19 protein-coding genes are annotated in these 21,475 nt (G+C 37.8%); 14 read left to right on the top strand and 5 right to left on the bottom strand.

What is annotated here, in order from left to right; all coding sequences use genetic code 11:
* Window positions 1–111 precede the first annotated feature (111 nt).
* The gene (locus tag BN1082_RS22670; protein WP_090638725.1) at window positions 112–576 is read right to left on the bottom strand and encodes a GNAT family N-acetyltransferase; all 465 of its coding nucleotides are present in this window, start codon (window positions 574–576) and stop codon (window positions 112–114) included.
* A 594-nt stretch (window positions 577–1,170) separates the two neighbouring features.
* On the opposite strand from BN1082_RS22670, the gene BN1082_RS22665 reads away from it, so the two are divergent.
* The 4 genes from BN1082_RS22665 to sdaAA (BN1082_RS28725) all read left to right on the top strand — a co-directional run bounded on the left by BN1082_RS22665 (window position 1,171) and on the right by sdaAA (BN1082_RS28725) (window position 7,725).
* Complete coding sequence (locus BN1082_RS22665; RefSeq protein ID WP_176699904.1) at window positions 1,171–3,507, top strand: helix-turn-helix domain-containing protein; 2,337 nt, start codon at window positions 1,171–1,173, stop codon at window positions 3,505–3,507.
* Between the two features lie 162 nt (window positions 3,508–3,669).
* Window positions 3,670–4,905: an MFS transporter gene (locus BN1082_RS22660; RefSeq protein ID WP_090638720.1), complete on the top strand. Its 1,236-nt coding sequence runs from the start codon at window positions 3,670–3,672 to the stop codon at window positions 4,903–4,905.
* A 14-nt stretch (window positions 4,906–4,919) separates the two neighbouring features.
* Window positions 4,920–6,101 carry a M20 family metallopeptidase gene (locus BN1082_RS22655; RefSeq protein WP_090638718.1) on the top strand — a complete coding sequence of 394 codons (1,182 nt, stop codon included), beginning with the start codon at window positions 4,920–4,922 and terminating at the stop codon, window positions 6,099–6,101.
* Between the two features lie 61 nt (window positions 6,102–6,162).
* Complete coding sequence (gene sdaAA, locus BN1082_RS28725; protein WP_090638715.1) at window positions 6,163–7,725, top strand: L-serine ammonia-lyase, iron-sulfur-dependent, subunit alpha; 1,563 nt, start codon at window positions 6,163–6,165, stop codon at window positions 7,723–7,725.
* A 67-nt stretch (window positions 7,726–7,792) separates the two neighbouring features.
* Here sdaAA (BN1082_RS28725) and BN1082_RS22645 read toward each other — a convergent pair whose 3' ends face one another.
* Window positions 7,793–8,665 (bottom strand): LysR family transcriptional regulator, encoded by an 873-nt coding sequence (locus BN1082_RS22645; protein ID WP_090638713.1) that lies wholly within the window; start codon window positions 8,663–8,665, stop codon window positions 7,793–7,795.
* Between the two features lie 190 nt (window positions 8,666–8,855).
* Between BN1082_RS22645 and BN1082_RS22640 the strand changes: the two genes are divergently transcribed.
* From BN1082_RS22640 to BN1082_RS22625, 4 genes are all read left to right on the top strand, one after another.
* Entirely contained in the window at window positions 8,856–10,172 is a 1,317-nt protein-coding gene (locus BN1082_RS22640; protein ID WP_090638710.1) for a purine/pyrimidine permease, read from the top strand.
* Window positions 10,162–10,623 (top strand): nucleoside deaminase, encoded by a 462-nt coding sequence (locus BN1082_RS22635; protein ID WP_090638708.1) that lies wholly within the window; start codon window positions 10,162–10,164, stop codon window positions 10,621–10,623. Before BN1082_RS22640 ends, BN1082_RS22635 begins: the two co-directional genes overlap by 11 nt.
* A 79-nt stretch (window positions 10,624–10,702) precedes the next feature.
* Window positions 10,703–11,413, top strand: coding sequence for an ankyrin repeat domain-containing protein (locus BN1082_RS22630; protein WP_090638705.1), 711 nt, complete (start codon window positions 10,703–10,705; stop codon window positions 11,411–11,413).
* Between the two features lie 345 nt (window positions 11,414–11,758).
* Window positions 11,759–12,748: a DUF4822 domain-containing protein gene (locus tag BN1082_RS22625; RefSeq protein ID WP_090638702.1), complete on the top strand. Its 990-nt coding sequence runs from the start codon at window positions 11,759–11,761 to the stop codon at window positions 12,746–12,748.
* Between the two features lie 1,057 nt (window positions 12,749–13,805).
* Here the strand turns inward: BN1082_RS22625 and BN1082_RS22615 are convergent.
* Window positions 13,806–14,465, bottom strand: a complete 660-nt coding sequence (locus tag BN1082_RS22615; protein ID WP_090638697.1) for a helix-turn-helix transcriptional regulator — start codon at window positions 14,463–14,465, stop codon at window positions 13,806–13,808.
* A gap of 834 nt (window positions 14,466–15,299) precedes the next feature.
* Here BN1082_RS22615 and BN1082_RS27810 point away from each other — a divergent pair.
* The 4 genes from BN1082_RS27810 (at window position 15,300) to BN1082_RS22595 (ending at window position 18,635) form a co-directional block, all read left to right on the top strand.
* On the top strand, window positions 15,300–15,488 hold the full coding sequence (locus tag BN1082_RS27810) for a hypothetical protein (protein WP_090638696.1): 189 nt from the start codon (window positions 15,300–15,302) through the stop codon (window positions 15,486–15,488).
* Window positions 15,485–16,183, top strand: a complete 699-nt coding sequence (locus BN1082_RS22605; RefSeq protein WP_090638693.1) for a serine dehydratase beta chain — start codon at window positions 15,485–15,487, stop codon at window positions 16,181–16,183. Before BN1082_RS27810 ends, BN1082_RS22605 begins: the two co-directional genes overlap by 4 nt.
* Before the next feature lie 25 nt (window positions 16,184–16,208).
* Window positions 16,209–17,090 (top strand): L-serine ammonia-lyase, iron-sulfur-dependent, subunit alpha, encoded by an 882-nt coding sequence (sdaAA, locus tag BN1082_RS22600; RefSeq protein ID WP_090638691.1) that lies wholly within the window; start codon window positions 16,209–16,211, stop codon window positions 17,088–17,090.
* 225 nt (window positions 17,091–17,315) lie between these two features.
* The gene (locus BN1082_RS22595; protein ID WP_090638688.1) at window positions 17,316–18,635 is read left to right on the top strand and encodes an aromatic amino acid transport family protein; all 1,320 of its coding nucleotides are present in this window, start codon (window positions 17,316–17,318) and stop codon (window positions 18,633–18,635) included.
* Between the two features lie 171 nt (window positions 18,636–18,806).
* Here the strand turns inward: BN1082_RS22595 and BN1082_RS27805 are convergent, their stop codons facing one another.
* Both BN1082_RS27805 and BN1082_RS27800 read right to left on the bottom strand, forming a co-directional pair.
* Entirely contained in the window at window positions 18,807–19,019 is a 213-nt protein-coding gene (locus tag BN1082_RS27805) for a hypothetical protein (protein WP_176699903.1), read from the bottom strand.
* A gap of 427 nt (window positions 19,020–19,446) precedes the next feature.
* Window positions 19,447–19,605, bottom strand: coding sequence for a hypothetical protein (locus BN1082_RS27800; RefSeq protein ID WP_176699902.1), 159 nt, complete (start codon window positions 19,603–19,605; stop codon window positions 19,447–19,449).
* A 386-nt stretch (window positions 19,606–19,991) separates the two neighbouring features.
* Here BN1082_RS27800 and BN1082_RS22590 point away from each other — a divergent pair, with 386 nt between their 5' ends.
* Window positions 19,992–20,366, top strand: a complete 375-nt coding sequence (locus tag BN1082_RS22590) for a MerR family transcriptional regulator (RefSeq protein WP_342666678.1) — start codon at window positions 19,992–19,994, stop codon at window positions 20,364–20,366.
* Between the two features lie 33 nt (window positions 20,367–20,399).
* Entirely contained in the window at window positions 20,400–21,341 is a 942-nt protein-coding gene (locus BN1082_RS28720; RefSeq protein ID WP_090638686.1) for an SRPBCC family protein, read from the top strand.
* Window positions 21,342–21,475 lie beyond the last annotated feature (134 nt).

Genomic DNA, 21,475 nt, shown 5'->3' with positions numbered 1-21,475 from the left:
ATAGGACAGGAGTTGAAGAAGAAGTTGTTTATTAACTTCGCAATTGACATAAAAAGCGAAGCAATATTAAAGGTATCCGCTTACCTATGGCAGCCGGATACCAAGCTTGTTCTAATTTAGTGGATAATCGTAACGTATGAAACCATTGTGATTCGCAATCTTGTCGTAAAGAGCTCGAGCGGTAGTATTGTCATAACGAGTTTGCCAGTAAAGCTTAGTAGAGTCATGTTCAAGAGCAAATTGAGCTACCTGCTCAATGAGTGCGCGAGCAACACCATACCCGCGAGCAGTTTCATCTACGAAGAGGTCTTGTAAGTAACATGCTTTTTCCATCCAGATTATGCGATGGAATAGGAAGTGGGTGAAACCGACCAAGTTTCCTTGAAGGTATGCTCCTAAACCGAAAATTTCATGGTCGTTTAGCAAGCACTCCCAAACTTCATCGTAACTCTTGTCTGGGAGCTCCGTTTCGTAAAATGCTTTATAGCTCCGTGCCAAGACATTCCAGCGACTACGATCATCAGCTTTGAGGGGCGCTATTTCAATTTCAATTTGTTCATTCTTTATCTTTGCCATTTGGTAATCTCCCTCCAAATTGTAGTATGGTATTTAACTGTGGGGTTTAGCGATATTTTTAATTATCCTAAATCTTATATATTAATACAATTTAACTATAAATTATTAAATAGAATATGGATATTATTTGTTAAAGTTAATTGTGCATTTCGAATAAAATGTGAACTAAATTTACTTTAAAGATGGGATTAATGATAGATCCCATCTTTTTTGTTTTTCAACTAACGGTTAGCTTACTTTAAGAAGGAAAATTTTTTGTCAAAGCGAATTTACTATACATTCAATCAAGTTTAGGGAGATAATTTATGTTTGATTTAGATAAAACAATCGGGCCATATTGTGGAGTAATGCCTTTAACGAAAATTGGATTTATAGGTTAAAATTTGGAAGAGAGCTAATAAAAAATAAGGTGAGAGAATTGTTTCTCTCGCTGTTTTTATACGGGTTATATATAATCATATATATGATTATCTGTATGAAGTCGAAAATGTTTTTCAGTTCATTAGGATAAGTTTCAAACCGAGTAAAAAGACTAGAGTTAAACGCTCTAGTCTATTCTATTTGTGCATTACACATTATTAGAGGTGAATGTTTATGAACCGCCCAGTAAAAGAAGATTCTTATCAAATAAGTTTACAAAACATTCAATATTATTCACAGCATATCCATTTGGGAATCGAAATTCTTCTCGTGATAAGGGGAGAAATTGAAGTTACGGTCAATCAACGTTCTTACCATTTAGCTGAAAATGATCTTCTGCTTATTAACGCCAATCATATACGCTCCATTAATGGGAATAGGGAGAATGTGGTGTTATCTTTACGAATTCCCTTGCAGCTGATCGAGCAGCATTATCCGATTATTCATGAGTGCTATTTTGATTGCAATTCATCCAAAGAGGATAACGGGATGTATTTGCTTTTTGATCAAATTCGCCAACTAATGGCCAAAATTTTGATTGCTTATTACCAAAAGCAGGATGGCAGTGAAATCGAGATCATCGGCTTGATAAATCAGTTAGTTACATTGTTGATCAGAAATTTCAAAACAACACATCTCAAGGATAGTAAATTCATTGAAATGAAGGATGAAAGAATTAGGGAGATCCTTGCCTTTATAGAGAAAAATTATCGTATACCGATATCATTGGAGGAAATCGCTAAACGGCACTATTTATCTCTATACTATTTATCGCGGTATTTCAAACAGGAAGTCGGCGTTAGTTTTTCACATTATGTAAAACAAGTACGATTGAACTCAGCTGTGAATGAGTTGCTTTACACGGATCTTAACATTACACAAATCTCGATCAATAATGGTTTTCCAAATATAAAAGCTTTTAACAAGGCCTTTAAGGAAAAGTACAATCAAACGACGCCTGCCGAATACCGTAGTCTTCATAAAATCGAGTCTGCCGACATTCAGGATGTAAATCAAATTAACCAAAGTGAACAATTTACATTGGTGAATTCACCACATTTTTTGATGGAAATCAGCAAGTATATCTCGTCAGATGGCAAAAATGTTACGCTGACAGAACCGGCAGTTTCGGCGGTAACAATTGACTTGCCTCAAGAGGCTGTTTTTATGATGGATAAAACCAGTCGGCTGCTGGCAATTGGAGAGCTTGAATACGCACTGCACGAAGAGGTTCAAGCGGAACTAAAGCTTATTCAGGAATTGCTCCAATTTGAATATGTCTATTTCACAAACCTATTTTCACCCACCTTTGAAATAACAGCTCCGCTGTTTGAAACCGGAGGACTATTCTATTCGATCGATGCGGTGATTAGCCGGTTTCAAAAACTTGGTTTAATTCCATTCATCCGTGTGGAGTTTGAAAAAGAAATTGTATCCAGCCATGATTACTTAAATAGGTTAGGTGAGTTTTTAAAGCATAGTGTTAGTTATTTTGGGAAGGAATTTGTTGGGAAATGGAAATTTGAATTGGTTTTCTCGGAGTGGAATGAAACGCCGCAAACCTTTTATCCTCTTTTTTATCAAACCGTGAAAAAGTTGGTTTCTGCCGCCCAAGTCGGACTTAATGTGCCATTTTCCTTAGAAAAAGGAATATCAGCCCCAATTACCAGCTTTATAAAGCATTTTTCAGATGAATGTGAACTAATTTGCTTTACTTGCAATCCTAATGAACAACTTGATTTTACAGATATGAGAAACAGTTCCTTTGAAGGGGTAAAGGATTATGTAAAGAAATCATGTATGGAATTGAAAGCAAAGCTGCAGTCTGCAGGATTGGCGTGTATTCCCATTTACTTGACAAATTGGAATACACTTTATGGGAATACGGTGGATTTAAGCGGCAGCTTTTTTCGGTCGGCTCTTATTTTTAAAGACATGCTGGATTTGATGAAGGAAATTTCAGGTATTGGGTTTTGGATTGATACCCACTCTTTAGAAAAAAATAATCAGCATGATGAAAATATCGAAATGAATGGAGTAGCCCTGCTTTATTATTATCAACTTAAACGCCCGGCGTTTTTTAATATTCAATTTGCCGCAAAAATAGGCTTACAGATTTTGGCCGAAGGGGAGGGCTTTTTACTGACCAGGGGTGATCAAGGGTACCAATTGGCTATTTATAACACCTCTTATGTAAATCCTTCTTACTCCGTCGAAAGTTTCTTTTTGCGCTCCTTAACAAAGGAAATGAAAATCATGATTTCAGGGCTCCCGTCCGGCCATTATCAAATTCGCAAGCATATTCTCGATCGAAATAACGGTGCATTTTATTTTAACTGGCACAATCTCCGAGATCAGGATATTAATGATCATGAGATTATTACGTTTCTCAAGCAGAAGGCCTATCCTGATTTGCAAATCTATGAGGAAGTAATGGATTCGGATCTCTTTTTACAATCTACCCTGACGTTAAATGCTATCCATCTTTTTGAAATTAGACCATTAGGTTAAAACTTAATGGTCTTTTTTTGTTGTCTTGGTAAGCGCTATCAAGAAAGAGAGCAAAAATGGGGAATATTTTGAACAACATTTGGAATGCCTTTCGCCTCTGCAAAAATTATAATAAAAGCAAGAAAACGTTTTCATAAAATAATATTTTGGAGGGAGAGCCTTATGTCTGTTTCTCAAAGGGAGATTAAGAAACAAAGCGAAGAAGTAACTTCTTTACCAAAGGCAAGGAGTTCTAAGGAAGTTTTGTTAATTTCAGCTTTAATGGCGGGTTATTCCATGGTTTACATGGACAAAAATATGATCTCTACTGCCATTATCCCGATTTCCGGCCAATTTCATCTCTCTACAAGCCAAACCGGAATGATTATGAGTTTATTTTTCCTGGGGTATTCGTTAATGCAAATACCTGGGGGATGGCTGGCAGATAAGATTGGGTATAAAAAGGTATTAATGCTGTCCCTTTCGCTAATTACTTTGTTTTCATTCGCATTTGGCTTTAGTGCGAGCTTAATGGTGTTTATATTGATTCGCTTTATGGCAGGTGTAGGCCATGCCGGTTATCCGCCAAGCTGTTCAAAAGGTATCGCTGAAAATTTCTCGAAAGAAAGGCGGACATTTGTCCAATCGCTCATATTATCCACGAGTGGAATCGGCGGAATTTTGGCATTTATTATTGGCGCCCGGCTGATTGCAGTAAATTGGCACTATGCCTATTATGCTCTTGGAGCACTCTTTGCGATCTCGTTAATTTTGGTTGCTATCTTTGTGCCTAATAAAATTTCAGCTGAAAAAATGAAGGTACAGACGAAACAAGTTAGTTTTAAAACAGTTGTTACGAATCGAAATGTTATGATTCTATTCATTGCTATGCTGCTTGCTAATATCGCCTTTTATGGAAATATGTCATGGCTGCCATCTTTCTTAAAAGTAAAATTTTCACTTTCTATTAGTACAGTTGGGACCATCCTGGCAATTAACGCAGTTGGAGGCACCATAGCATCTTTGTTTGCCGGGGCTTTATTGACAAAATATTTTAACGGCAAGGAAAAAGTACTTTTATTAAGCTGTTGCGTCCTTTCATGTTTGTTGTTTCTTGGTTTAGTATTCACCAATTCATTGGCGCTGTCCATTGTCTTCTTGTATGTGCTTACATTTTTACTCACTTCTATCTTTGTTGGAATTTTCTCCTGGCCGCATAAGATTTTGCCTGAAAAAGTAATCGGATCTTCCATAGGGATTGTCAATACGGGAGGAACACTTGGCGGCTTTATTGCGCCAATGACATTCGGCGCGTTAATTTCTATGGCTCATGGATCGTTTTCTATCGTATTTATTACTTTGGCAGTAGCTATCGTTTTATGCGGTCTGATTGCTCTTACCGTTAAAACAGAAAAATAAGAGGAGGAGAAATGATGTTAAATCAATTATTACAAAAACTCGATGAGAAAAAAGAAAGAATGATAGAAATTCGCAGATATCTTCATCAACATCCCGAATTATCGTTTAAAGAAGAAAAAACCGCTCAATACATTGCTGATTTTTATAAAGATAAAGATGTAAACATACGGACCAATGTTGGCGGATATGGAGTGGTTGTGACAATAAAAGGCGGCCTCCCTGGTAAAACAGTGGCACTAAGAGCTGATTTTGACGGACTGCCGATTATGGAAGAGGCCGATGTACCTTTTAAATCGAAAAATCCAGGTGTGATGCATGCATGCGGTCATGATGGACATACGGCCTATTTAATGATTTTAGCCGAAGCCTTATTTGAAATGAAAGATCAATTAAAAGGAAATGTTGTTATTTTGCATCAACCTGCGGAGGAAACACCTCCTGGCGGCGCTATGGCCATGATTGAAGATGGATGTTTAGAAGGTGTAGATAATGTTTTCGGTATTCACCTTATGTCGCTGGCGGATACCGGGGAAGTCTACTATCGTGCTGGAGAAATGCAAGCAGGGCGCTCGTATTTCAAGGTCAAAATTCAAGGAAAAGGCGGACATGGTTCGATGCCGCATACAAGTAATGACAGCATTGTGGCTGCAAGCCATTTTGTTGTCGCAGCACAGACAATTGTCAGCCGAAGAATTAATCCATTTGATATGGCGACCGTTACGATCGGCTCGTTTGATGGTAAGGGGTCATTCAATATCATTAAGGACAGTGTAGAACTTGAAGGGGACGTTAGAACGATGTCCAGCGATATTCGCGCCACAGTAGAAAAAGAATTTAAGAGAATACTAGCGGGTCTTGCTCAGGAATTTGATATTACCTACGATTTAATTTATTCACATGATTACCCTGTTTTAGTAAATGATAATGACATGACAGGGCTGGTTGTAAAAGGGATTAAAAAGGCTCAAATACCTGAAATCAAAGCGGTAATTGAAACACCGCCTGCATCAGGATCAGAGGATTTTGCATATTATTTACAAAAGATTCCCGGCAGTTTCTTTTATGTTGGAGCAAAGCCTGCTAATGGTCATGTTTATCCGCATCATCATCCTAAATTTGAAATTAATGAGGACAGCTTGATCATCGCGGCAAAAGCCATGGCGGCAGTTGTTGCAGAATACTTTGGACAAGAGTAAACAAGGAGGCGGTTCTTATGCTTGCAGCGTGAGAACCGTTTTCTTTTAAGGGAGCGATCATATGTCATTCACAAGTTTAAAAGAATTAATCGAGCTTGCTGAGCAGGAGCAAACCACTATTTATGAATTAATGATCCAAACAGAAATCCAACTAAAAGGCTTTCCAAGAGAGACGATTATTGAAAAAATGTCGGAACAATTTACCGTAATGGAAGAGGCTGTCCGCAAGGGAACAACGGGCTCTGTTATGTCCCGTACCGGTTTAACAGGAGGAGATGGGCACCGCCTTCACCAATATGCTGAAAAAGGGAATTCCTTTGTCCATCCGACGACATTAAAGACGGCAGCAAATGCGCTTGCTGTGTCGGAAGTAAATGCGGCCATGGGGAGGATTGTGGCGACGCCGACTGCAGGTTCTGCAGGGATTTTGCCCGCTGTACTTGTTCACGCCCTTGATAGCGGGAAATTTACATGGAAGCAAATTGTACTGTCAATGTTCACTGCCTCTGCCCTCGGTTTGGTCATTGCCAATAAAGCTTCGATATCAGGAGCTGCCGGCGGATGCCAGGCAGAAGTCGGATCAGCAACCGCCATGGCGGCAGGCACATTAGTTGAGCTTGCCGGCGGAACACCGAAGCAGGTTGGAAATGCCATCGGAATTGCACTAAAAAACTCACTGGGGCTGGTTTGTGATCCGGTTGCCGGTCTTGTTGAAATTCCCTGCATCCTGCGGAACGGATTACACGCGATTACCGCCCAAGCTGCGGCGGATATGGCGTTATCCGGGGTAGTCAGCATCATCCCTCCAGATGAAGTAATCCATGTGATGCATGAAGTAGGCCAGCAAATGCCTGACTCGCTGCGGGAAACAGGGATCGGCGGTCTAGCCGGCACCCCGACTGGTCAAAAATTGAAAGCGCAGATATTCAGCGAAAAGACCAGCGGCTGCGGGCCGGCCAAATATCATAGTGCCTATGAGATTATTGGCCCCGTCATGGTTGGGCCGTCAAGTTCACATACTGCCGGGGCAGTCCGAATCGGCAATATTGCACGCCAACTGTTAAACGAACGGCCAGTATATGTGAAATTCTCATTAATGGGCTCCTTCGCCGAAACCTATCAAGGCCATGGAACCGATTTAGCATTATTAGCCGGTGTTATGGGGCTATCCACAATGGATGAAGGTATTCCAAATGCAAAATCGATTGCCGAAGAAAATGGCTTACAATACGATTTCACGAAACGGGTGCTTGGAAGTTATCACCCAAATACGGTGCTTGTAGAATTATCAGGGGCTCGTCGTGCTGTAAAGGTATTGGCGAGTTCTTTAGGCGGCGGTAAAGTGGAGGTTCAGGAATTGGATGATTATCCTTTAAAGTTTTCTGGCGAATGGCCGACACTTGTAATTCGCCATACCGACCGAAAAGGGGTCATTGCCGAGATGGCAGGAATTCTTTATCAAAAAGAGCTCAATATTGCCCGCTTGGCGAATGAACGTTCAAAAATCAATGGTCCAGCGATTACGATTTGCGAAATCGACAATCAGATTGAGGAAAGTCTCTTAACCATTTTAAAAAACGAAATTCCAAACATTGATGAAATTTTACTAATCCAAACTAATTAATGAATTCGTGTATGGCGGGTCTGACTCTTGGCGCGATAAAGCATGAAAGCGCCAAGAGTCAGACCCATTAACGATGTAAATAAAGGTTAACAAAGTTTTGCGCTGTTTGTGATAGGTAATGATTCTTCAGCCATATTAAGCCTGTCGATGCAGCTAACTCTATATTTGTAATTTTGCAAGCCTCAATGTTGTCGTTATTGTATTGTTTAATGACGGTTTCCGGTACAATAGCTCCTCCAAATCCAGATGCGACCAAATCAAATAAAAGGGAGATATCAGAGCACTCGGCAACAATGTTCGGATGAAGTTGAGCCTTTGAAAATGATTCTAAAATCATATAATGAACTCCCAATCCCTCTGTACTAGGTAAAATCAGAGGCTGGTTTTGAATGTCAGCAAGTGTAACCTCACAATTTAATGATTGCTGTTTAGTTGAATCAATAAAGTAAAAAGGTTCTGTATGAAGATGCATCACTGTGAAATCCTGTAACTCGAGCGGTAATTGGATAATCGCAAGCTCTACAATCCGGTCTCTCACTAATTGGCAAAGTTGAGCTGATTCATTTTGATGAATTTTATAGGTTACCTTAGGATATTTTGTGCGGAACCCGTGAAGTATTTCAGGTAATCCTGCTGCCGAAAACGTATTGATCCCTAGCGTAAGTCTTCCACTTACCCCCATTCCGACTTCCTTTACTTCCATTTTCGCTTCTTCCATTAATTGAGTCATTTGTAAGGCATACTTATATAAAGCTTTTCCAGCTTCCGTAACCTCTAAAAATTTTCCAGTTCTTTCTACTAATTTCGTTCCGAGTTCGTCTTCCATTGTTTTCAGTTGCTGGCTTAGTGGAGGCTGAGAAATATGAAGCCGTTCAGCGGCAGCAGAAATTTTTCTTTCTTCTACAATGGTTTTAAAATATCGCAGTTGTCTTATATCCATAAGTAAAAAACTCCCTCATTATATGAAAAACATAAGAAAAAGTAATTTTTTTTATATTTTTCATATACTTCATTCTAAGATATCATAATGAAACAAGGAAGCTAATGTCAAACATAGATGTAGTTAGAATATCGAAACAGATGATGCCTTTCTTATTTGGAAATACATAATTGATTGGGGGGGGAACAATATGAAGCAACAACGTTTTTTCGGCAGTTTAAGCATCTTTCAATGGTTCTTTTTCCTCTTGGCTACTTCTGTTGCATTACCGATTGTCATCGGAGGAGTATTTCATTTTTCGATAAAAGAAATTTCCGATTTAATGCAACGAACCTTTTTTGTTGTCGGGATTAGCTCATTTATACAGGGATGGTTCGGGCATCGCTATCCGATCGCTGACGGGCCTGCAGGTTCGTGGGTTAGTGTATTTGTCATTTTAGCAGGTGTGGCCGCACATCAAGGGGAAAGTACAAAAGAAACATTACAGCTTTTAGAAGGGGGGATGATCGTTTCAGGACTTTTACTATTCATCCTCGGCATAACAGGCCTCGTAAATCGGCTGCTGTTTTTGTTCACTCCTTTAGTTATGGGTTCTTTCCTTTTGATCCTGGCCCTTCAGCTTAGCGGTACTTTTTTAGAAGGAATGCTTGGAGTGCAAGTACAGTCCGGCGTAGATTATGGGACCACAGCAATATCATTCGCCGTATTTGTACTAGTAATTTTGCTATCTAATAAGGGAAAAGGATGGATGAAAAGTTATTCCTTGCTGTTGGGAATTTTATTTGGATGGTTACTTTACGTTCTGTCAGGAAAAACCTCCAGTACGAATTCTACACCTGCTTCGTTCATCAAATTACCAGATATTTTTGCTTGGGGGGCTCCACATTTAAATAGCGGAATGATCGTAACTTCTATCGTGTTTACGTTTATTTTAATCTCTAATACAGTCGCGGCCATTACAGCTGTCAAACAAGTGGTACCTGAAACCGGAATCGACGAAAAACAAACAATTAACCGCGGCAGCTGGGCGGGTGGAATTTCACATGTGTTATCTGCCGTTTTTTCTACGATTGGAATTGTGCCATTGCCGGTATCAGCGGGGTTTATTCGGTTAACCGGGCAAAAACAAATCATTCCTTTCCTACTAGCAAGTTTGACTTTAGCAGGCATAGCTTTTGTCCCGGCGATTGTCGACTTCCTGGCTATGCTTCCCGGTCCTATTGCCTGTGCTGCCACTTTAGCATCCTTTGTGCAAATGATTGGGATCTCCTTTCAATCTCTATTGAAGGACAGTTTAGACGAGCGCCGGTTAACGATTTTAGGAATCACGCTGCTTATTGGAATGGGGTTAATGTTTCTTCCTAAAGGAATATTTCAGGGGATGCCGACCATTCTTCAATATATTTTTAGCAATGGTCTCATTGTCGGTACGATCATTGTTATTGTGCTGGAACAACTATGGAAACCAAAAAATATAAGCAAGGGAGTGACTTTAAATGAGTCATAACGAATTCATGCAACTGGCAATCGATTTAGCCTACGACAATACGAAAAATAAAAAAGGGAAACCATTTGGTGCAGTGATCGTCAAAAATGGAGAGATTGTTGCAAAGGGAGTAAACAATGTACTCGAAACACACGATCCAACGGCTCATGCTGAACTTCTGGCTATTCGGGAGGCCTGCCAGACGCTTGGTACTTCTGACCTTTCCGGCTGTGAACTGTATGCAAGCGGGGAACCTTGTCCGATGTGTTTAAGCGCCATTTATTGGGCAAATTTTAAACATGTGTATTATGCCTATACTGCTGCTGAGGAAGAAGAAATTGGTTTAGGAACGAAATACGTTTATAAACAAATAGGACTTCCAAAAGAACAGAGAGACATTCAATTGATAAAGCTGGACAAACGTCCTCAAAACAAGAATCCTTTTACGCTCTGGAAAGAAATGAAGGAATAAAAGAAAAAGCCCGGAATACAAATTTCGCTACCCAGGAACATGAGCAAACGTAACAATAAAATTAAATAGGGCGGATTTAATGCGGACGTGGATGATAGCATTTTTCGCATGTATTCTTTTGCTTCAATGTTGTGTCTCAACTAATAGTATAGAACCGAAAATAAAAGAAAAGGAGAGAGAAACCGTGAGCGCACGATTGAATGAACAGCTGCTTGAAGCGGCAGAGCGTGGGGAGACGAACAAGACAAGCAAACTTATTAAGGAAGGTGCGAATATTAACGCACAGGATGCTAAAGGACGGACTCCTACCATGATCGCAACCTATAAAAAGGATGTCGAAACGGTAAACGTGCTCATCAAAGCAGGGGCAGACGTGAATATCCGGGACGATATGAAAAATAATCCGTTCTTGTATGCCGGTGCAGAAGGCTATCTAGATATTTTAAAGCTTACAATTGAAGCAGGGGCCGACCCCACGATTACAAACCGTTATGGGGGAACTGCGTTAATCCCGGCATCAGAACATGGCTATGTCGATGTCGTCAAAGAACTTCTCACCCATACAGATATTGATGTGAATCATATCAATAATCTCGGTTGGACCGCTTTATTAGAAGCGATTATTTTGAATAATGGAGATAAAGAACAGCAGCAAACGGTGCAATTACTGATAGATCATGGGGCGGATGTGAACATTCCTGACAAAAATAATGTGACGCCTCTACAATTCGCCCGTGAAAAAGGCTTTAAAGAGATTATAAAAATCTTGTTAAAAGCAGGAGCTAAATAACAAGAAAGTATATAAGTCTATCAGTGAAATCAAATTATTTTTCCATTAGGCTGTGTGAAAGGTCATTGTTGATTTTTGAAACAATGTTGATTGGAGCGGAAGGCGCGAGACTCCTCGAAAATGCTATCGCATTTCCTTCGTGCGTGGGCGGATTCAAGGATGTCATTCAATGTCCTGCGGGAGTACGGGGCAGGGGAGACCCCACAGGCGCTTAAGCGCCGAGGAGGCTCCCCGGAACGCCCGCGGAAAGCGAAGCGCCTGGAGCGCAAATCAACAGGCAAGTTTAACACAGCCTTCCATTAAATAATGATTGTAAACAAAATTATTGAATTAGGGGATAAAAAAATGATGAAGAAAGCAAAAATATTATTACCTTTACTCGGTTTTTCAATAGCATTAGCAGCGTGTAATACGCAAGCTGACGCAAGTGAACAAAAGAACGTAACTCAAACAGAACAAACCAAAGTGAATAAAGCCAAAGATTCAAATAAAGAAAAGCAATCCGAAAATAAACTAACTAAAGGTCAGGAAATGGCTAACATTCTTAGTAGTACAGATTGGCAAGGTACAAGAGTATACGACAAACATCATAATGACTTAACAAAAGAGAATGCAAACTTCATTGGTCTTGCGAAATATGATGTGAAAACAGGGCATTATGAATTTTTTGATGCTAAGACAGGTAAAAGCCGTGGCGATAAAGGTACATTCTTTATCACGAATGATGGGAAAAAGAGAATATTAATTTCAGAATCAATGAATTATCAAGCTGTCGTTGACATGACAAAAATAAATAAACATGTGTTTACGTATAAAAGAATGGGGAAAGACGCTAATGGCAACGATATAGAGGTATTTGTTGAACATGTTCCATATAAAGGAAAAGAGCTTTCTTTTACTGATCCGGACAAGCAGTTGGACACTACTACAGGAGATATTGTTAAAACCGTTGATGGAGATAAAATTTTAGGTGGCACCCTGTGGCACGGAACAAAGGTATTAGATGAAAACGGCAATGATGTAACAAAATATAATTCAAATTTTATAAGTCTGGCAAAATTTGATGATAAGACGAATAAATATGAGTTTTTCAATGCTGATACAGGCGAAAGCCGCGGTGATTATGGCTACTTCGATGTTGTACACGGAAATAAAATAAGAGCCCATGTTTCAATTGGAGATAAAAAGTATGGCGCCGCACTTGAACTTACCGAACTTAATCATAATAAATTTACCTATAAAAGAACTGGTAAAGATAAAGATGGCAAAGACATAACTGTATTCGTTGAACATGAACCTTATAAAGGTGATCTTAAACCAAAATTTAGTTTTTAAAAATATCAAATAAGATTGACATGTCTTCAAGGGAATGGTGAAATCCATTCCCCTTTTTGTGCGACAAGCAATCGTATCGTTCCTCGTGCTATCAGTTATTATTGGTATCAGAAAGCCATTCAAACAAATTCACTCTTAACAAATAAGCCATTCATAGAATTTCCAATCTAACAGCTTTCCGTACTTCATTCTTATATTTATTTAAAAATGTAAAAGTTTCAATATTATGTACTTAATCAGCCCTCGAACTCCGTCTTTATTTGTTTAATATTATTACTAATGCAACAAAATGCACTATTTTTTAGAAAAGGATGGTATGAAAATGCCCCAATCTTTTTTGTTTTTTTATGCTGACTTATGCAGTTTAAGAGAAGAGTTTGATTGTTCAGCATAGGGCCAGATTGTGAAGGAAGTAATATCGCATTAATAGAGGTGAACCTTACCATAAGTAAATGAGGTTTTTCTAGAATATAAAAATGCAAGCCAATTATTTGACTAAACAAAAAATTGACTTGCATTTTTATTTTTAATCTTGTTAGTCCTCTCTATATCCTAACTCATTTAGGGTTAAATCTTTATATGTTTCTCCAATTCGTTACGAAGTGATTCCTTCTTTTTAAATTTGCAACTGCTCCTTCGATCTTTTGATTGAAATGGGAAAAAGTCTGATCTACCAATGGCTTGAGAATAGAAGGAAAGGGATAAGGTGAAGAAAATAGGCGGATTAATCTAGACGAAAAAGCCCGATAAATCAGCGAATTGGAGTAGAGAAACGGCAGGAGAAGTAACTGTTGGTTAAGCCAGAGCAAAAGCACGAATAGATGCCCGAAATCATTTCCTGTTTCATTTTTACCCCTGTTTTTTCCCTGACTATCCTATATTAAATAACCTAAAAGGGCTGGAAGCTATTTAGGGCAATGGTTTTTGAGGGGGACGAAGGGGAAGGAGAAGCAGTTCCAAACTAGGTTTTAGGTAGACATCTACCCCTTGCCATACAGATACACCCCGTTATTACAGATTTATTTATCTGTTTTTTAGTCTAGCTAACATCCGATTTTTAGTTGCGTGAAATCATTTGAAGATAACGATAAACACTTGATTCAGACATTCCCATTACATCAGCAACTTCATTTATTGTACCTTTAATATCAAATACCCCATATTCCTTTAATTTGGAAATAGCAAGTTTTTTTTGTTCAGGTGATAATTGAGCATCAGATTCTAATATATCCTTATCTATTACTGTATAAATGATATCACGAACATTATCAGTAAGTTTTTCAATAGGGTGTTCTTGATTAGCTTTATTTTCAATATCCTTTATATCGAAACTTAGATTAGCCAACTTTAATACATCCTTTGCGACTTTCCTATAGACATCCGCATCAAAGTTTATACATAAAAGACCCTGTAATTGACCATGCTGATCTTTTATAAATAGTGTTGATGAACGAAATTTTTTACCTCCTGGTCCTTCTCCAACATAATTTCCAACATAATCTTTATCTAAATATACTTTTTCGTTAATTAACTTTTTTGCATAGTTAGTTAATGGGCCACTTAAAGATCTTCCACTTAATTCTCCATTGACTATGTGACCGATATGAGAACCTCCATTAGGATTTAAAACATGTAATACTAATTCATAATGTGATCCCAAAATTCCCCCAAAATAATTCATTATATTTTGATAGTGTCGAAATAGTTCATTATCCAATTGAGTATTCCTCCTTCTACGAAACACTTTCTTTTTCAAGTCTTTATAGTTTCTGACCAATTAAACGAGGAAGATTACATGTAAAACACCCTAAATGCAAGTTTAATCCATTGGTTTATATTTCCTTGATGGAAAGCGTTTTTGTTTTAAATCGGTTTTTAAACCATTATGAAATTGCTCTCTTGTTCAGTGGTCATGGTAATAATAATTTTTTGTCATAGTAATAGAACAGATTTAAGTTTGTTCAATGACTAAACTATATAATACTAAAATTATAACAGAACTCATTAATATTCCAATGTGTATAATAAATTTTTATAAATATAATTTTTTATTACTACATTGACATCTCAATGTTTTATGTGATACTTTGAACATACAGTAATAAAAAATAATTACTGTAATAAATTATTCCAAAAATTGAGAAAGAGTCAGGTTAAAAATTCGTAGTTTTTTAACAATCCTTATAGGGGTTCTTATTCCCATTGCAGCTTTTCAAATTATGCTATAAGGTGGTGTATTTGGAATAGGAATATTGAACAAATAGGAATTGTCATTAATCATTGTTTTGATAGCAGCAATTGAAGCAAATATATACAGCGATAATTTCTACAGGTGTTCAATTTGTAAATGCAAAGTCTGAGATTCATTCTTGCTGTTAATTGTGAAAGCCCTTACATAGTGATTTCTAGTATTCCTTTAATTGGAATGACGCCTTAAGTTTAATGGTACTAACAGAGTTGATTGGATTGACAGGGTACCGTGACAATTGTGCTTTAGGTTGTTATGGAAGCTTTATATTAAACTCTATGTTATTTATGTAAATAAAATTTAGTGATAATTCGACTACAGTTTTTTGTTACTATTGAACATCTAACTCAAGCTGACATGATCGCAGCCAATCCAGGTCCCGATTTTTGGAAAAAATATATTTTTGGAATAATAACTGGAAACATGACAACAAACTTTGGATTGGCGATTCTAGTAACTGGTATGGCAACTACGGGGAGGAATCTTACATGAATATGAACGTTGTACCTATAAAAGAAAAAAAGATAGTTAATTACAAAAGTTGTTTTGATGTGATTGGACCGATTATGGTAGGTCCCTCCAGTTCACATACTGCAGGTGCCTTAGCTATTGGAGCAGTTGCTAATAAATTATTCCAGGGTCTTCCAAAAAAAGTTGTTGTAAAGTATTTTGAGTCATTTGCTGAAACCCATAAAGGACACGGAACTGATTTTGCAGTTATTTCTGGGATATTAGGATTTGCTACCGATGATACTAGAGTGCCAGGTGCTATTAAAATAGCAGAATCTAAAGGAATTGACATTACCTTTATAGAGGAACTAGGTGATAGTCCTGTCGGTCATCCAAATACTTTAGATGTTTATCTGGAGGATGAAAGTCGAAGTATTAGAACGATGGGTATTTCGGTCGGCGGGGGGTTAATTGAAATCAAACATATTGAAATTAAAGGCTTTAGTTTAAACCCTCATGGGCCGTTACCTATTATTATAGCGATTTCCGAAAGAGATGACCTTGAAATTGTCTTACGTAGGATATTCAAACAATATAATGTGGAAATTAATAACTTTAACAAGCTGGAAAAAGACGGAAAATATTTATATGAATTTGCTTTGGATTCTCAATTGCCTAGTGATGTTAAGAAGAAATTGGAGATTCTAAGCAGTATATCTAATATTATTATTCTTTAATTACAATAGGGGGGTGACAAGCTTTATGTACATGTCTATAAAAGAAATAATAGATGCAGCTAATAAAAAACAAAAGCCAATTTATGAATTAGCAATCGAGCAGGAAATCGAGCAAACTAAAACTTCCTATGAAGAAGTTTGGAGTAAAATGGAAAAAAATTTAGCTGTAATGGTAAATTCAGTAAATAAGAGTATTGAGGGCAACGGAGTATTTTCCCCGACCGGTTTAACCGGAGGAGATGCTGTTAAAATAAAAAAATATCGCGAAAGCGGAAAAACTCTTTCTGGAGATTTGATGACGTTTGGGGTCCAAAGTGCTATCGGTGTTAATGAAGTAAATGCTGCATTAGGGGTTATTTGTGCAACTCCAACAGCAGGCGCGAGTGGAACAATCCCTGGAGTACTTTTTAGCATTAAAGATACGCTACAGTTAAGTCATGAAGAAATGGTCCATTTTCTATTCACTTCAGCCTTATTTGGAATGGTAGTAGCCAATAACGCTTGTATTGCCGGAGCATTCGGAGGGTGTCAAGCTGAAGTAGGCAGCGCCTCGGCAATGGCGGCTGCAGCAGCAGTAGAGGCTGCAGGTGGAACACCACAGCAATCTTCTGAAGCCTTCTCAACCGCACTACAAAATTTACTCGGTTTAGTTTGTGATCCAGTCGCGGGTTTGGTAGAAGTTCCCTGTGTAAAGAGAAACTCCATTGGAACCGCAAATGCTTTAGTAACAGCGGATATTGCATTAGCCGGTGTAACAAATATCATCAATGCTGACGAAGTCATTGAAGCGATGTTAAGAGTAGGGAGACAGATGCCTCGTGAATTAAGAGAGACAGGTTTAGGCGGAGTTGCAGCCACACCCACAGGAGTAGCTATTAAAAATAAAATTATTGGAGAAAAACAATAACGTTATACATTTTAAAAATAAATCTACGACTATACAATGAAATTATTTTGTAATCGTTAACAAATTCAATGGGCTGAAACAGATTCATCTTGGAAGAAGACAACACGATGACTTTTGGCCGAACTGGATTCCAGTGACCTAGCAAGCAGTTAATTTTCAAGAAATCATTATATTTATAAATCTTAAAAAGAAACTTAAGCATAGGAAACAAGGAGGAATTATCATATGAATGGGAATTTAGCTGAGAAAATTGTAGTAGAAGATGAAAGTACCTCAGGGAAACATCAAAAATTTCCAGACCCTAAAAAGTGGCATAAACAAGATACCACCTGGGGATTAAGTCTTTTTGGAACAGCAATTGGAGCAGGAGTACTCTTTTTACCTATTAATGCAGGAGCTGGAGGTATACTATCATTACTGTTTATTACCATACTTGCATTTCCTGTCATGTACTTTTCGCATCGGGCGTTTGCAAAAATCATATACGCTTCCAAAGCTGCTGATGAGGGGATTACAGGTACTATAAGAGAGTATTTTGGAACTAAAGCAAGTATAATTTTTAACATAGTATATTTCCTCTGTATATATACGATCGTATTGATGTATTCGGTTGCACTAACAAATACTGCAAGCAGTTTTATCGTGAATCAATTGCACTTTAATGAACCGCCAAGGGCAATATTATCGCTTGTATTGGTGCTCGGTCTTATAGCTATAGTGAATTTTGGTCAAGATATTACTGTAAAGGTAATGAGTATGCTCGTATATCCTTTTATAGTTTCACTGATTTTTATATCAATCTATTTGATTCCACAGTGGCATTTGTCAAATTTAAGTTTTTCAGGTGTTTCTACCGCTTCAACAGGACAAAGTCTATTAGGAATGCTTTGGATGCTATTTCCAATCGTAGTATTTTCGTTTAATCATTCTCCAATGATATCACCTTTTGTTATAAAACAGAGGGCAACCTATGGAATAGAAGCTACCGACTTTAAATGTGCCCAAATACAAAAGTACACTTATATTATGACAGTCACTGTCGTTATGTTCTTTGTTTACAGCAGTGTCTTGAGCTTGTCTCCACATGATCTTGAATTGGCAAAAGAACAGAATTTATCCATACTTTCATATCTTTCCAATCGCCTTCATTTGCCGGTAATCGTTTATGCAGCTCCTATCATTGCTTTTGTGGCCATCACAAAATCATTCCTTGGCCATTATGTAGGAGCATTCGAGGTAATGCGTGACATTATTATAGAGTCCGGCAGAGCCCGCGGAAAAGAGATTAAAGAAAAAACAGTTAAGACAACCATACTTGCTTTTGTCATATTAACATGCTGGTATACTGCTTATACAAATCCAAGCATTCTTGGACTCATTGATAACATCAGCGGACCTCTAATTGCTATTATTCTATGTATTTTACCAATGTATGCTATTCGTAAAGTTCCGGTACTAGCTAAATACAGAGGTAAATTTAGCAATATATTTGTCACTGTTCTAGGTATCATTACCGTCCTAGCATGTTTAAAATCATTTTTCTAAGGTGCCAGGCACGGCCCAATAAATTTTAACCGATTACACAAATAAAATAATAGGTTTAAATGAAAAAACCGGCTCTTAGTATATTGCAGTGAGGCCGGTTTTTTTATAATGGAGCACTATTTTGATATTTTATAATAATTTTTTACCATTTCACCCATAACCCAGTTTGTTCTAGCGCAAGATAGTGCATGGGCAATGGCTGCCGTTGCCTGTTAATTCGGAAACAATTGTTTGGACGAGCGACTGGCGGACGTACTTTAACGGCTCAAAACTCCACTCTTCCTTTCCATTTGCTGTCGTCAGAATCACCGGGTCATTGCCAAAGGTTGAAAAAGAAATTTTTCCATGTGTCCCGACGATTTCATTTAGATCCACGTTTTTCAAAAGTGTTAAGTGACAAAAAAGTTGTTTAATTTACAATAAAGTCGTTTAAAAAATAATATAGTTGTTTAAAAAATTTGAGTCAGTCTATTCCCACAAAAGGGCCAGATTGTTGAGTAACACCTATTAAAATAAAACTGGATATCTATGTTTCATTTTAGAAAAGATTGTGAAAAAACGTACTTAAAGTAACGGATCAGTTATGTCGAAGAAGACCTGGCTATTTATTTTTTTATTTTTATCATTACGGATTTTGAATTAGCAGAGGAAAATATGGTGCCTAAATTGGCACCATATCTAAAGACATGAATAAGATATATCGATCATCCTTAAGTTAGTAATACTGGCAGGCAGGGCAAGCAAAAGCTTGTCTTTTTTGTTATTTACAAACAATGGAATGATATTCACGCTTTACATCCTTCCCATAACTCTATCTTGAATTAGTTATAATTATGAACCCCGTGTTACTTCCTCCAGGCCCAATAATTTCGTTTGTTATATTTATTGGTGCAATAAAAGCTGTCCCACCGAAGTTGACAACACCGCCTGAAACGGTACCAATAAAGACACCATCCTTTTTAAAAGCCAAGTTTATCCCTCCTAAAGTTACTCTTAGATCATTATATGTGCAAGCTGGTATGCTTGTTCATATAATGATCATTCGCGTCCTGGTAGGGCTAGGCATGATGGGCATGCGGTACTACCCCAGTATAAAAAATACCAAGAAATGTTAAAGATTGTTTGTTAAAAGCTACACTTAAGCTATCGAACAGGATAAAGATTTTCTTATGATTCAAAATAATTTATTTTCCCTTGACTGTTACGTAACGTAACGGTTTATAGTGAAGATACCGGTAAAAATTCGTGCGAAATAAGGGGATGGTTATTTCAGTTTAAGGTAAGAAGAAATGGAAGACAGGAGAACTTGCAAAGTTATTGGGTTTAACGATTCGGACCTTACGCTATTATGACTAAATTGAACTGTTCTCACCATCAGATTATTCAGAAGCAGGATATCGCCTATATAACGCAACAGATCTTTCGCGGTTGCAGCAAATTCTTAGTTTAAAATATTTAGGATTAACGCTCGAGGAAATTAAATCGATCTTGGCTGACGATACGTATAACCCTATTGAAGTGGTGACTCTTCAAATAGAAAATATTAGAGTTCAACAGAAGCTGTTAAAAGATTTGCAAAATGCATCTGAAATTTTGCAATTGAAAGAGACATTGACGGTTGAAGATTTTACAAATTCAATTGGAATGATGAAAAAAGTCATGAAAATTATTTTGACGTGCGCCAAAAGAACATGGAGCGCCAGTTTGACCGACTTGGCGAATTCCTTCTAAACATCCGTCTCACCAAAAAAGGAGGAAGTGAGAATGAAAAAACACTTTGTAACACATGATACCTTTGTCATTGAAAAGGTGTATAATTACACACCTGAAGTGGTATTCGCTGCATGGGCGGACCCAGAGCTTAAAGCAAAATGGTTCACTGAGGCTGAAGATTTTGATTTTCGAGTGGGTGGACAAGAGAAAAATCATGGTGGTCCTCCAGGAGGTCCTGTTTACACATTTAAGGCTCACTATCAGGAGATCATTCCTGACCATCGCATTGTCTATTCCTACACAATGGATCTCGATGAAACTCGGATTTCCGTTTCTGTAGCAACGGTCGAGTTTAAACAAATTGATGAAGGAACTCAACTGATTTTTACCGAACAAGGCGCATTCCTAGACGGCCATGATACAGCAGCAGATCGTGAGCACGGGACAAATATTTTGCTGGATCAGCTTGGTGAACAGTTGAAAAATAACCAAGAGTTAGCAGTTTCCTATAGGGTATCGAAGATTATTAACTCTTCTGAGCCAATCTCTGATCGTGAGATTGTCAACACTCGTATCTTCAATGTGCCACGTGAAATCATGTTCAAAGCATTCAGTGACCCGAATCATTTGGCAAAATGGTGGGGACCCCGGGGCTTTACTAATACGTTTCATGAGTTCGATATGCGACCGAACGGTATTTGGCGTTTCATTATGCATGGACCCAATGGTGTAGATTATGAGAATAAATCCATCTTTTCTGAAATACGGGAACCTGAAAAGATTGTAATCCACCATCTGGGGCCAATACATGAATTTTTATTAACCATTACATTTGCTGAGAAAGAAGGCAAAACCGAACTTATATGGCAAATGCTCCACAAATCAGTTAATGAATGCGAAAAAGTGAGAAGTTTCTGTTACGAAGCCAATGAACAGAACTTTGATCGACTTGAGGCGGAACTGACTAAAATGGTTAACGGATGGCAACACTAATTTAATTTTATTAAAATAAGCGTTAACATAGAAATTTTACTTATTCAGTTAAAGGGCGCAATTCTGCAGCAAAAATTGTGCTCTTTCTTTAGGTTAAGGGCCATATAATTGAATAAGAGATGGGTAGAACTGAC

Origin of the sequence: Neobacillus massiliamazoniensis (genome assembly GCF_001048695.1) — a bacterium.
Classification (GTDB): Bacteria; Bacillota; Bacilli; order Bacillales; family Cytobacillaceae; genus Neobacillus; species Neobacillus massiliamazoniensis.
Note: the sequence above shows the minus strand (reverse complement) of the source record. Positions and strands in the feature narration are given on the sequence as shown.

Excerpts from the sequence above, each read along its gene's own strand:
- BN1082_RS28720 (WP_090638686.1), top strand. The coding sequence starts at position 20,400 with ATGAAAAAACACTTTGTAACACATGATACCTTTGTCATTGAAAAGGTG.
- sdaAA (WP_090638715.1), top strand. The coding sequence starts at position 6,163 with ATGTCATTCACAAGTTTAAAAGAATTAATCGAGCTTGCTGAGCAGGAG.
- BN1082_RS22630 (WP_090638705.1), top strand. The coding sequence starts at position 10,703 with ATGCGGACGTGGATGATAGCATTTTTCGCATGTATTCTTTTGCTTCAA.
- BN1082_RS22645 (WP_090638713.1), bottom strand. The coding sequence starts at position 8,665 with ATGGATATAAGACAACTGCGATATTTTAAAACCATTGTAGAAGAAAGA.
- BN1082_RS22625 (WP_090638702.1), top strand. The coding sequence starts at position 11,759 with ATGATGAAGAAAGCAAAAATATTATTACCTTTACTCGGTTTTTCAATA.
- BN1082_RS22670 (WP_090638725.1), bottom strand. The coding sequence starts at position 576 with ATGGCAAAGATAAAGAATGAACAAATTGAAATTGAAATAGCGCCCCTC.
- BN1082_RS22655 (WP_090638718.1), top strand. The coding sequence starts at position 4,920 with ATGTTAAATCAATTATTACAAAAACTCGATGAGAAAAAAGAAAGAATG.
- BN1082_RS22635 (WP_090638708.1), top strand. The coding sequence starts at position 10,162 with ATGAGTCATAACGAATTCATGCAACTGGCAATCGATTTAGCCTACGAC.
- BN1082_RS22660 (WP_090638720.1), top strand. The coding sequence starts at position 3,670 with ATGTCTGTTTCTCAAAGGGAGATTAAGAAACAAAGCGAAGAAGTAACT.
- BN1082_RS22595 (WP_090638688.1), top strand. The coding sequence starts at position 17,316 with ATGAATGGGAATTTAGCTGAGAAAATTGTAGTAGAAGATGAAAGTACC.
- BN1082_RS22665 (WP_176699904.1), top strand. The coding sequence starts at position 1,171 with ATGAACCGCCCAGTAAAAGAAGATTCTTATCAAATAAGTTTACAAAAC.
- BN1082_RS22640 (WP_090638710.1), top strand. The coding sequence starts at position 8,856 with ATGAAGCAACAACGTTTTTTCGGCAGTTTAAGCATCTTTCAATGGTTC.
- BN1082_RS22605 (WP_090638693.1), top strand. The coding sequence starts at position 15,485 with ATGAATATGAACGTTGTACCTATAAAAGAAAAAAAGATAGTTAATTAC.
- sdaAA (WP_090638691.1), top strand. The coding sequence starts at position 16,209 with ATGTACATGTCTATAAAAGAAATAATAGATGCAGCTAATAAAAAACAA.